12 protein-coding genes are annotated in these 12,710 nt (G+C 34.3%); 7 read left to right on the top strand and 5 right to left on the bottom strand.

All coding sequences use genetic code 11. The features are described 5' to 3' along the window. Positions 1-36: 36 nt before the first annotated feature. Positions 37-1,932, bottom strand: coding sequence for a SulP family inorganic anion transporter (locus DFQ06_RS00180; protein WP_133965361.1), 1,896 nt, complete (start codon positions 1,930-1,932; stop codon positions 37-39). A gap of 106 nt (positions 1,933-2,038) precedes the next feature. Further along, entirely contained in the window at positions 2,039-2,404 is a 366-nt protein-coding gene (locus DFQ06_RS00175; RefSeq protein ID WP_133965359.1) for a hypothetical protein, read from the bottom strand. Between the two features lie 235 nt (positions 2,405-2,639). Here DFQ06_RS00175 and DFQ06_RS00170 point away from each other — a divergent pair, with 235 nt between their 5' ends. The 7 genes from DFQ06_RS00170 to DFQ06_RS00140 all read left to right on the top strand — a co-directional run bounded on the left by DFQ06_RS00170 (position 2,640) and on the right by DFQ06_RS00140 (position 7,539). Continuing rightward, positions 2,640-3,203 carry a TetR/AcrR family transcriptional regulator gene (locus DFQ06_RS00170; RefSeq protein ID WP_133965357.1) on the top strand — a complete coding sequence of 188 codons (564 nt, stop codon included), beginning with the start codon at positions 2,640-2,642 and terminating at the stop codon, positions 3,201-3,203. 77 nt (positions 3,204-3,280) lie between these two features. After that, entirely contained in the window at positions 3,281-3,829 is a 549-nt protein-coding gene (locus tag DFQ06_RS00165; RefSeq protein WP_133965355.1) for a carboxymuconolactone decarboxylase family protein, read from the top strand. An 84-nt stretch (positions 3,830-3,913) separates the two neighbouring features. Beyond that, positions 3,914-4,222, top strand: coding sequence for an EthD family reductase (locus DFQ06_RS00160; RefSeq protein ID WP_074940060.1), 309 nt, complete (start codon positions 3,914-3,916; stop codon positions 4,220-4,222). A 50-nt stretch (positions 4,223-4,272) separates the two neighbouring features. Next, positions 4,273-4,938 (top strand): peroxiredoxin-like family protein, encoded by a 666-nt coding sequence (locus DFQ06_RS00155; RefSeq protein ID WP_133965353.1) that lies wholly within the window; start codon positions 4,273-4,275, stop codon positions 4,936-4,938. Positions 4,939-4,987: 49 nt separating this feature from the next. Further along, on the top strand, positions 4,988-5,677 hold the full coding sequence (locus DFQ06_RS00150; RefSeq protein WP_133965351.1) for a haloacid dehalogenase type II: 690 nt from the start codon (positions 4,988-4,990) through the stop codon (positions 5,675-5,677). A gap of 56 nt (positions 5,678-5,733) precedes the next feature. Beyond that, positions 5,734-6,399: a DsbA family oxidoreductase gene (locus DFQ06_RS00145; protein WP_042506298.1), complete on the top strand. Its 666-nt coding sequence runs from the start codon at positions 5,734-5,736 to the stop codon at positions 6,397-6,399. Positions 6,400-6,579: 180 nt separating this feature from the next. After that, positions 6,580-7,539: a tRNA dihydrouridine synthase gene (locus tag DFQ06_RS00140; RefSeq protein WP_133965349.1), complete on the top strand. Its 960-nt coding sequence runs from the start codon at positions 6,580-6,582 to the stop codon at positions 7,537-7,539. Positions 7,540-7,569: 30 nt separating this feature from the next. Here the strand turns inward: DFQ06_RS00140 and DFQ06_RS00135 are convergent, their stop codons facing one another. The 3 genes from DFQ06_RS00135 to secDF all read right to left on the bottom strand — a co-directional run bounded on the left by DFQ06_RS00135 (position 7,570) and on the right by secDF (position 12,582). Next, the gene (locus DFQ06_RS00135; protein WP_042506297.1) at positions 7,570-7,911 is read right to left on the bottom strand and encodes a DUF190 domain-containing protein; all 342 of its coding nucleotides are present in this window, start codon (positions 7,909-7,911) and stop codon (positions 7,570-7,572) included. Beyond that, positions 7,908-9,212 carry a voltage-gated chloride channel family protein gene (locus DFQ06_RS00130; RefSeq protein ID WP_133965347.1) on the bottom strand — a complete coding sequence of 435 codons (1,305 nt, stop codon included), beginning with the start codon at positions 9,210-9,212 and terminating at the stop codon, positions 7,908-7,910. Before DFQ06_RS00130 ends, DFQ06_RS00135 begins: the two co-directional genes overlap by 4 nt. Before the next feature lie 379 nt (positions 9,213-9,591). Continuing rightward, a complete protein-coding gene (gene secDF, locus DFQ06_RS00125) occupies positions 9,592-12,582 on the bottom strand; it encodes a protein translocase subunit SecDF (RefSeq protein WP_042506296.1) in 2,991 nt (996 codons plus the stop codon). Positions 12,583-12,710: the final 128 nt, after the last annotated feature.

The raw sequence follows: 12,710 nt of genomic DNA, 5'->3' as shown, positions 1-12,710 counted from the left end.
AAAAAACTAAAAGCTGCTTAATTTATAATACTTAATCTAAAATTTATATTCTCCTAATCCTTTTGGAAAAGCTTCAGGATTTGCCGCTAAATGATAACGCGGATCGTCTATATCTTCAACTACAACCTCTCTAAACTTAGGATTCGATTTGTATAAAAGAAGTTTACAATCATCACTTAAGTGTTTCAGTTTAATAGATTTTCCTTCAGCTTTATATTTTTCAACTAAATTAAAAATAGCTTCTATTGCAGAATGATCACTAACACGAGATTCGATAAAATCAATCTCAACTTGTTCTGGGTCTGTTTTAACATCAAACTTATCATTAAACGCTTGTATAGAACCAAAAAATAATGGTCCCCAAATTTCGTAGGTTTTCACCTTTCCATCTTCAGAAACACGTTTTCTAGCTCTAATTTTCTTAGCATTTTCCCAAGCAAAAACTAATGCAGAAATGATAACTCCAACAAAAACAGCAATTGCTAAATCAAAGAATACCGTTACCGCAGAAACAATGACTAATACAAAAGCATCAGACTTTGGTATCTTTTTCATGATTCTAAAACTAGACCATGCAAAGGTTTCAATAACCATCATGAACATTACACCAACTAAGGCTGCAATTGGCACTTGCTCTATATATTTATCTGCAAATAGAATAAAAGTTAATAAGGTTAACGCCATCATGATACCAGACAAACGTCCTCTACCACCTGCATTAACGTTTATAACGGTTTGACCAATCATACCGCAACCACCAGTTCCTCCAAACAATCCACTAAGAATGTTTCCAGTTCCTTGTGCTACACATTCTTTATTTCCATCACCTCTAGACTCTGTTAATTCATCAACTAAATTCATCGTCATTAACGTTTCAATCAATCCTACAGAAGCTGCTAAAAAGGCATAAGGCGCAATAAACTTTAAGGTATCTAAATTAAAAGGTAAGTTACTCCATAGCTCAACTAGATTTAGGTTTTTAGATAATTCATTAAAACCATTCAATCCGGCTCCACCTCCATCTCTAATAAATTCGCCTACGTTTATAGATTCTATACCACCAAAAACAGCGATTAAAGTCACTATTAAAATAGCCGTTAAAGCTGCAGGAATTTTAGTGGTTAACTTTGGTAACCCCCAAACAATTAGCATGGTTAACAACACAAGACCAATCATTATGTAAAGTGTATTACCTTCTAATCTTGATTTTACAACACCACTATCTTTTACTGAATAAAAGCCATTATCGTGGATATTAAATACCACCTTCTTAGTTTTCGAATCGAAAACCTGATTATCGGACATGATATATACCTCTTCTCCTGTGTTAACGTTTACAACCGATTTATCCTTTATGGAAAACAACTCGATGTTAGAAACCAAATCTGTAACAGCACCATCTTTTATATTATAGACCAATTCTTTAGATTCGGTTTTACGCATGTTTTGTCCAAAAATATCTTTTGTATTTTCAGTAAACATACCCAGTTGGGCCATAAAAATAACAATAGCTAAACCGTTTACAAACCCCAGCATTACAGGGTGCGGAATTAACCTCACAAACTTACCAAGCTTAAAAACACCTGCTAAAATTTGGATAACGCCCATTAAAACTACGGCGGCTAATAAATAAAAGTACCCCATATTTTCTACGGGCTGATCGAATAAAAGACCTTTAGCATGCCCTTCCTGAATCATGTGTACAAAAATTACAGCTACAGCTCCGGCTGCTCCAGAAATAAGCCCAGGTCTACCACCAAATATGGCAGAAACAATACCTATTACAAACGCCCCAAATAGTGCTACTATTGGGCTAATTTGCGCTACAAAAGCGAAAGCTACAACTTCGGGAATCATTGCTAGTGATGTTGTTATACCTGCTAAAACATCATCTTTAGCATTAGGGATGATTTTCCTTATAAATTCTGTCATGGTTTATTTTTTGGAGGTGCAAATTTACGTTTTATATACGGACAGACAAGTAGAAGGCTTATAATTTAAGCCACTCACAACTAAAACGTTTGAGGAAATAAAAAAACTACTCCTTTTTCAAATAGGCTAAAGCTTCTTCACGATTATTAAAAATTTTAACAGAGTCTCGAACATCGCTATTAATATGCATAAGCATTTCGGTAGACATTAAAGCTCCCGTTGTAGAAGTTACAACTGCCGTGTTCTTTATTCCCTTTAGTTTTCCTATAATTTTTTGAGCTTCGAAAGTGTAAGTGTAAGAGTGCTTTTTATTTACTAGTAAAGAAAACGGTTCATCGAGATTTGTAAGTAAAAAATCGTGATACTCGTCAACATTTAGTTCATCTATTATTACACCTTCGTTAATAATGACCTCTGCCAAGTTTGGGGCGAGTATAATTACACTCCCAAAAGATAGTTTGTAAACTTTCATTCTTTATTACAATGCAAGTGTTAAACGAACTCCTATAAAAGTAAGCCTAACTGTTAGGGTTAATTGCTTTTGTAAGATAATACTTTTTTTATTAATTTTTGTTTTTTAAAAGCGATTACCTGAAGCCTTTTATCATATTGAGATAAAACATGTGGTTTTAATGAATTAATAAAAATTTGTTAAACACTTTTTTATTTCTAACCAATTGTTTAGTTTTGTGCCGTACTTAGAAATAATGGCAAGAAAAAAAGAATATAACGAAGAAGAAGTGGTTGAGAAAGCTATGCGTCTATTTTGGCGAAATGGCTACGAGTCTACATCTATGCAAATGCTTGAGAAAGAAATGGGCATCAACAAATTCTCGATATATTCTAGTTTTGGAAATAAACATGGACTTTTTATTGAAAGCATAAAATGCTACAAAAGCAAAATCCGTGAAATGTTTGAAAACTTCAAAAACGCCTCTAATGGTATTGAAGATATAAAACAATTTTTCTACGATTCTGTTAGTTCGAGTTTTAAAACCGACGAACAAAAAGGTTGTTTGGTTACCAATACATACAATGAGTTTTCGGAAACCAAAGACTTAGTTATAAAAGAAGAAATGACTTCTTTTATGGATAATTTAAAAACATTATTCATAGAAAAGCTTAAAACGGATCCTTCTAAAGATGAAGAAACCGTATTAAAACAAGCTAATTATTTAGTACTCGCAAAGCACGGTTTAGCAGCCGCGGCAAGAGTAAATAGCAAGAAAGAAATTGAAGATTATATTGAATTGACGTTTAAAAACCTCTAATCATTTTTTTTACACCATAACTAAACGAATGTTTAGTTATTTTAAACAATTATTAAATTAAAAAGAAAACAAACATTATGACAACATTAAAAATTCACAACATCGAAAGTGCACCTGCAGAAAGCAAACCATTATTAGAAAACTCTCAAAAAGCTTACGGAATGATTCCTGGTTTACACGGTGTATTAGCTGCATCTCCACAAATTCTTAAAGCATACCAACAATTACATGAGTTATTTGTTAGCTCGTCTTTCAACGAGAATGAATTAACTGTAGTATGGCAAACCATTAATGTAGAGCATGCATGTCACTACTGTGTACCTGCACACACAGGAATTGCAAAAATGATGAAAGTTGACGATTCTATTACTGAAGCGTTACGTAACGAAACACCACTTGCAGATTCTAAATTAGAAGCACTTCGTACTATGACATTATCTATAGTTCGTAACCGTGGTAATGTATCTAAGGCAGATCTAGAAGCTTTTTACGCTGCTGGATATGGTGAGCAACAAGTTTTAGACATCATTTTAGGACTGTCTCAAAAAGTAATTAGCAACTATACAAATCACATCGCAAACACACCTGTTGATGATGCTTTTAAAAGTTTTACTTGGAAAAAATAAAAATGTAGTCCCCTAAAACTACAATTTAATAGCTGTAAGCCTTCCTCCCATAAAGAGGAAGGTTTATTAATAAAAAAACAAGACATGATTAAAATAACAGTAATGTACCCTAATACTGTCGATTTAAAATTCGACAAACCATATTACATTAAGCAACACGGTCAATTATTAATTGATTTATTAGGCGATGCCATTATAGCTTCCGATGTTAATTTCGGACTAGCCGGAGCAACTCCAGATGAACCCGCTCCTTATGTGGTTATTGCTAATTTAGTATTTAAATCAATGGAAACGTTCCAACAATCTTTCGGCGCTAATGCAGAAGCGATTTTGGCAGATCTTCCTAATTTTACAAATGTAAAACCACAAGTTCAAATTAGTGAAGTGGTTTAATTGTTCTTAATAAACAAGAAGTTACACTAACAGAGTTAATACGTATAGAAATGGAAACAAATAAAAACAAAGGAGAATTAGATGCCTTATTAAACGTGCAACGTAAAGCAGGAATCGCAAAATTCACTAAAGAAAAAAATCAAATTTATGCCGATGGTATTACCAGCGTAGTAAACTCTGGAATACTAGACAAGGCATTAAATGTTGGAGATAAAGCACCAAATTTTACATTAAACAACGCTTTAAATCAACCTGTTTCCCTATACAATACATTAGAAAATGGTCCTGTAGTTTTAACTTGGTACCGCGGTGGTTGGTGTCCTTACTGTAATATCACTTTACATCATTTACAAGAACACTTACCCGAGTTTAAAAAAGCCGGCGCAACGCTTTTAGCTTTAACTCCCGAATTGCCTGATAACTCGTTAAACACTTCAGAAAAAAACAATTTAGAATTTACCGTTTTAAGTGATATTGGTAACACCGTTGGAAAAACATATGGGGTTGTATTCGAACTTACTAAAGAAGTTGCCTCTATCTACCAAGAAGGATTTGGTTTAAACCAAAAAAACGGAGATGATAGTAATGAATTACCTCTAGCTGCGACTTATGTTATTGATAAAAAGGGCGTAATTCAGTATGCCTTTTTAGATGCCGATTATAAAGAAAGAGCTGAATCGAAAGAAATAGTATCTGCATTAAACAAGTTAAAGTAAAACCTCGCTAAAAACTATTAGTTTTATTTTTCAACAAAAACATATCATAATGGAAACCAAGCAAAAACCTAAAGTATTATTTTTTGACGTTAACGAAACACTTTTAGATCTTACTAAAATGAAACGGTTAGTTGGAGATGCTTTAGGCGGAAACGAAGACTTATTACCTTTATGGTTTACCACCATGTTACAATATTCGCTAGTTGTTTCGGCTAGCGGTCAATACAAACCTTTTGGTCACATTGGTGCTGCCGCTTTACAAATGGTAGCAGCCAATCATGATATTAAAATTTCTGAAGGTGAAGCTCGTGAAACCATTATATCTGGTTTACGCGATTTACCTGCTCATCCAGAAGTAAAAGATGCTTTATTAGCATTAAAACAAGCCGGCTATACTTTAGTTGCTTTAACAAATTCTTCGGAAGAAGGCCTGGCTAAGCAATTTGAAAGCGCCGGATTAACAAGTTATTTCGACGCACAATTAAGTATTGAAGGTGCTGGTAAATTTAAACCCTTTACAGATACTTATACTTGGGCAGCAAACCAACTAAACGTAAAACCTGAAGACTGCATGCTAATTGCAGCACATGGTTGGGATGTTGCTGGTGCACTTTGGGCCGGATGGCGCGCTGCTTTTGTGAGCAGACCAGGTCAACAAACGTTTCCGCTTGCTCCAAAATCTGAAATTGAATTACCCGATTTAAAACAAGTAGCAGATATTCTTGTTACTTATAAATAGGTTTAAAAACCCCAACTAAACATTGGTAATAATAAACCACAAAATTAGATAGTAAAATGAAAGAAAAACTTAAAATAGATATCGTATCAGATGTTGTATGCCCATGGTGCACCATTGGATACAAACGTTTAGAAAAAGCGATAAAAGAATTAGGGGTTGAAGATCAAGTAGAGATTGAGTGGCAACCTTTTGAATTAAACCCGAACATGCCAGCTGAAGGCCAGGATTTACACGAGCATATTGCTGAAAAATATGGTTCTACAGATGAGCAACAAAACGAATCGAAACAACGTATGGTAGAAGCTGGCGAAGAGCTTGGTTTTACTTTCGATTATTTCGATGGTATGCGTATGTCTAATACCTTTGAAGCTCATATTTTATTAGAATATGCAAAATATTTCGGTAAACAAACCGAATTAAAAATGACGCTTACTAAAGCCTTTTTTACAGACCATAAAGATGTTTCTAAACGCGATGTTTTAAAACAAGCTTTATTAGATGTTGGTTTAGATGCTGAGGAAGGTTTATCAAAATTAGATAATGAAGATATTCGTTCTGAAGTAAAAACCAAAGAAGGTTATTGGCAACAATTGGGTGTAAACTCTGTTCCTACTGTTGTTTTCAACAGAAAAAGTGCCGTAACTGGTGCACAACCTGTAGATACTTTTAAACAAGTATTAACCGAATTATTACAAGCTCAAAACGCACCTGTTTCCGAATAGGCTCTTTTTTTAGCTTTCAAAATAAAACATTAAATTCTACCGCGTTTGTACGCTATGGCATCACATAGACCATGGTTTACAAACGCGTTTTTTATTTGTGATATGTTGAAACAAAATCATTAAAAATCTTTCTACCAAGCCATAAAAGATATAACTATCTTTGCGCTTCATAAAATACAAATGGCTTTTACTTTACTTTCCTCTCCATTACAGGGGTTTACAGACTTTAGATTTCGTAATGCTTTCCATCATTATTTTGGAGGTATCGATACCTTTTATTCACCATACATTAGGTTAAATGGTAAGTTTAAAATTAAAAGCTCTTATCAAAACGATTTGCTTCTAGAGAACAATGACACCTTAGAAGTAATTCCGCAAATTATAACCAACGATGCCGAAGAGTTTCTATTTGTTGCCAAATATGTACAAAGCTTAGGTTATAAAGAATTGAATTGGAATTTAGGTTGCCCATACCCTATGGTTGCTAAATCTGGAATGGGTTCTGGTTTAATTTGCAATCCTGAGAAAATTGATAATATTTTAGAACGCGCACATAAAGAAACTGATATTTTAGTATCTATGAAAATGCGTATGGGTTACGATCATGCTGAAGAAATTCTAGACGTATTTCCTATTTTAGATCAATATCCGCTTAAAAACATAGCTATTCATGCACGTATTGGAAAGCAACTCTATAAAGGTCCTGTAGATTTAAAGGCCTTTGAACGCTGTATTACAAGCACTAAACATAAACTCTATTACAATGGTGATATTACTAGTGTTGAAGCCTTTAAAAGTATACAAACGCGTTTCCCTAGTTTAGATCATTTTATGATTGGTCGTGGCTTAATTGCCGATCCGTTTTTACCACAAATGATAAAAGACGATACTACGGAATATCCTAAAGACCGTTGGGATATTTTTGAAGAATTCCACAATACCATTTATAGCCAGTACGATGAATATCTTTCAGGACCAACACCTATTAAAATGAAAATGTTAGGCTTCTGGGAATTCTTTTCGCAATCTTTTTCAAATCAACAGAAAACATATAAAGCTATAAAAAAGGCTACCAATCCTTTTAAATACAAACAAGCTGTTAGTATGATTTTAGCTAATGAACGTAAGTTGAAAAGCTAAATAATATTTGAAGTTTTACTATGAAGGGAATTATTTAATTAACACTTCATTCTTAACCACAAAAACTTTAGTGTCTTGAAGAAATGCTTTTTGCTCATCTAGAAATTGGTTTATTCTACTTTCAGAATCTACTATTTCAATAAGGTGTGGATGTTTACTATGACGAATTTCACTTATTCCCCAATTCACTTTTTGGTTATTTAAATAGCCCTTACTTACATTAAGGTGTAATACTTGTTCCAATCCGAAGGTTTTCGCTCGTTTTATAAGTTCGGTTGAAAAATCGGAGGCATACATTTTTTTCCAAAACGACTGATTATTTATTTTCTGACCATACTCAAAATAGATACGTATCGTAATTAAATCTGTCATTTCTTAGTTCGTTTTTTATTTATTTCAGATAAAGAAAGTCCTTTTTCACCTTTAAACAATTTGTGTTTCGGACTACCAATAATTTGAGAAGCATACACTCCTGAATGCCCCGAAAACAAATATGCGGTAGAACAAGCCAAGGCTATAAAAACACCCGATTCTATTCCAAAAAGTTCAATCCCCATAATAGTACAAGCAATTGGTGTGTTGGTTGCTCCTGCAAAAACAGCGACAAATCCCATACCGGCAAGTAAAGCCATAGGTAACGGAATAAACCAAATAAGCACATTTCCTAAGGCTGCACCTATAAAAAACAAAGGGGTGACTTCGCCTCCTTTAAAACCTGCTCCAAGTGTGAAAGACGTAAATAAAAGTTTTAACAGAAAATCGTAAGAATTCAGGTTAACATCAAAAGCCTCTACAATGGTAGGAATACCAAGACCTATATATTTTGTTGTGCCCATAAAATAAATAGCAATAGCCAATATAGTACCGCCCATTACTGGCCTTAGTGGAGGATACTTTATGTACTTACCAAAAAGGTTACTCCAAAAATGAGTTGATTTAGAAAACAACATTGCTACAAGTCCGAAAATAATACCAGCCAATAAGCACCATAATAAATTTATAGGCGTCATTTCTGCCACGGTATTAATATGATAATGGGTGTGCGATACATTCCAAATTTCACAAAAATAATTTGCAAAAACAGCTGCCATAAAACTCGGTATAATAGCATCTAATCGCAATCTACCCAATACCAAAACTTCCAATGCAAAAATACCACCTGCCAAAGGTGTTCCAAAAACAGAAGCAAAACCGGCACTAATACCGGCAATTAAAACAATTTTCCGATCACGTTTAGATAACTTTAAAATCTTGGTAAACCTATCGGCAATGGCACCACCTATTTGTACAGCTGTCCCCTCTCGTCCGGCAGAACCACCAAAAAAGTGCGTAATAATAGTGCCAAATAATACGAGAGGCACCATTCTAAATGGAATTATTTTTTTAGGTGAATGAAATTCTTCTAACAGCAAATTATTTCCCTTCACCACACTACTTCCGTAATAATGATAAGATAAACCAATAACCAAGCCACCAACAGGTAATAAGGATATAACCCATAAATGAGATTCTCGCCAATTTGTGGCCCACTCTAAACTTAATAGAAAAAAAGCAGAAACACTACCTGCTAAAACACCAAGTGTTAAACAGATTAAAACCCATTTTAGGAGATATAGCAAAGAGGGAATTTGTTCAAATGAGAATAAAAAATCTTTAATTTCGTTTTTTTTCATAGTGCTTTAAATGTATGATTCTAAAGAGACATAAGCCTTTTAAAGTAGATATCATTAGCTCTAAGCAGAACCGTTACAAGCAAACCTCATTGCCAAATTTGAAATGCAAATATAAATAAAAAAACGTTTTACGTTGTGCCATATCTAGTATTGCTAATTGGCAGATGTTAATATTGTTTATAAAAGCCAATAACCCTAGCAAACACGTGCGTTAGGGATTGAACGGCCTGTTTGAGCTCTTTTTGTGTGGTTGCACCTATGCAACACAAAAAAGCGAGTAGTGAAAGCCCGACCCTTTTCGGGTAACGCCCAAAACCTTTAAAATATAAAAAGCCCGCCAACTTACGCTGACGGGCTTTTCTAAAAAAAAGAGTTTGAGTTAGTCTTCTTCTTTCTTTTTTCCTTCTAGTTTATTTACAGTATCATACATTACTGGTGTTGCTATAAAAAGCGACGAGTATGTACCTACTATTACACCTACTATTAAGGCGAACATGAAACCTCTAATAGAATCTCCACCGAAGATAAAGATTGCTAATAACACTACTAATGTTGTTAAAGAGGTATTTAATGTACGGCTTAATGTACTGCTTAATGATGCATTTACAACGCGATCGAATTTCCATCCTGTGTGCTCGTTAAAGAACTCACGAACTCTATCGAATACTACCACGGTATCATTTAATGAATATCCAATTACGGTTAATATTGCTGCTATAAACGCTTGATCGATTTCCATTGAGAATGGCATGAATTTGTACGTTAAAGAGAATACACCTAATACGATTAATACATCGTGGAATACGGCTGCTACTGCACCAAGAGAGTATTGCCATTTTTTAAATCTGATTAAGATATAAAGGAATACTACAATTAATGATCCTAAAACTGCCCAGAATGATTCTTGTTTGATATCATCGGCAATAGTTGGACTTACTTTATCGGTTTTTAATAAACCTACTGTTTTTGTATCGGCATCGCTAATGAACTCCTCGTAAGTAAGACCTTCAAAATACGGTTGTAACGCTGTATAAAGAGTTTTACGGATTTGCTCATCTACTTCAGAGCCTGTTTCTTCTACTAAATATTTTGTAGTAATTTTAACTTGGTTAGCATCTCCAAATATTTTAGCGTTTGCACTACCAAATACATCTGGGCTAGAAAGTACACCTGTAATTTCTGAAGCACTAACATCGTGGTTAAAACGAACTTGATACGTTCTACCTCCAACAAAATCAACACCTTGATCTAAACTGTTTGTAAATAAAGATCCTAAACTTACTACAATGAAAGCTCCTGAAATGATATAAGCAATTTTACGTTTCGATAAGAAATCGATACGGATATCACGGAATAAGTTTTTAGTGATTGGTGTAGAGAATGCTAAGTTTCCGCCACGGTTAGAATACCAGTCTATTAGTAAACGTGTGATGAAAATTGCAGTAAATAATGATGTACCAATACCAATGATTAAAGTAGTTGCGAAACCTTTAATTGGTCCTGTACCAAATATAAATAAGATTAATGCTGTTAAACCTGTAGTAATGTTGGCATCTAAAATTGAAGATAAAGCATTGCTAAATCCATCTTGAATCGCTTCTTTTTGACCTTTACCTTTGGAAAGTTCTTCTCGAATACGCTCAAAGACCAGTACGTTTGCATCGACCGACATACCAATTGTTAATACAATACCGGCAATACCAGGTAAAGTTAATACAGCTCCTAATCCTGAAAGGATACCGAAGATTAAAAGAATGTTTAATGCCATCGCAACATCTGCAAATGCACCAGCTTTACCGTAGTAAAATACCATCCATACTAATACTAATGCTAAAGCAATCATGAACGACATTTTACCGCTATCGATAGCTTCTTGACCTAAAGATGGTCCTACTACTTCACTTTGAATAATATCTGCAGAAGCAGGTAATTTACCAGCACGTAATACGTTTGCTAAATCGATTGCTTCGTTTAAGCTAAAATCTCCAGAGATTGAAGAGCTACCACCTGCAATTGGTCCGGTTGTTACACCAGGAGCAGAATATACCACGTTATCTAAAACAATAGCAATTTGACTACCTTGTGCGTATGCATTACCAGTCATTTCTTCCCAAATTTTAGCACCTTTTGCATTCATTTGCATTGAAACCTCAGATTTCCCTGTTGCTCCAAATTGGTTTCTAGCATCTGTAACTACAGCTCCACTTAATTCTGGTTCGTTTTCTCTGTTTCCTTTTAAAGCATATAAGTCTAATAACTCACTTCCTTTTTTAGGTTTTCCGAATACAAATTTTGCGTAACGTTGCTCTGCTGGAAGTAAAGCACGTACTTGAGACATGCTTAAATAATTTTGGATCGTTTCTTTATCTTTTGCTTCAAATTGAGCAATAATTGGTCCTCCTTGGTAACCTTGACCTCTAATTAAATCGAATATTGGGTTAACCGTAGATACTGCAGTAGAGTCTGTTTCTGCTTCACCTAAAAGATCGTCGATTGCAGAATCTGCATCTTCAGTATCTTGTGGCTCTTGCTCTGCTATTTCTGTTTTTGGAGAAACGATATCTTTTAATACTTCGTTAGCTTGCGCTAAAAATGGGAAAAACTGCTCACCTTTATAAGCATCCCAAAATTCTAATTGTGCTGTACTTTGTAATAATTTAATAGCACGCTCTTTATCTTTTACACCTGGTAACTCTACTAAAATACGACCAGAAGTTCCGATACGCTGGATAGTTGGTTGTGTTACACCAAACTCATCGATACGTTTACGTAAAACCTCGAATGCAGAAACTACAGACTCATCAATTTTAGTTGAGATGATGGCTTTAACCTCATCATCTGTCATGTTTCCACTAATTTCACCATCTAATGCTTTTGTATAAAAAATATCTGGTGAAGCTAATTTAGTATCTCCTTTAATTTTATCGAAAGCGATGAAGAAATCTTCTAAATATGTATTCTGACTGTTTTTTTGAATTTCAGCAGCATCATCTAAAGCTTTGTTAAATACAGGATCTTTAGTATGGTTAGCTAATCCTTTCAAGATATCTCTAATAGATATTTGAAGTGTAGCACTAATACCACCTTTTAAGTCTAAACCTAAATTCATGGCTTTTTGTTTCACTTCATTGTAAGTGAATTTTGCGATACCCATGTTAAATACGGTATCTGTTGCAATAGACTCTAAATAAGCAGTCTCTTCGGCGCTACGTTTTGCACGGTAACCTTCTTCGGTATCGGCAATTTTACTGATCGCAATCTCTTCGGCTGCGTTTTCAATTTGTTTCGCTTTAAACGTGAATGATAATTGGTAGATACTTACCAAACCAAACAAAAGCGCAAATAATTTTACTAATCCTTTATTTTGCATTGTTGTAATTTTAGTGTGTGTCAAAACTTTTTCGACGCGCAAATATATTATTTACGGCCAATATTTGACACTTTTTAGGTTGAAATTGATTGTGTTTGAAATTTTTAATGAAACATGAGAGGCTTTTT

This window comes from Algibacter lectus, from assembly GCF_004368925.1.
Taxonomy (GTDB): Bacteria; Bacteroidota; Bacteroidia; order Flavobacteriales; family Flavobacteriaceae; genus Algibacter; species Algibacter lectus.
Note: the sequence above shows the minus strand (reverse complement) of the source record. Positions and strands in the feature narration are given on the sequence as shown.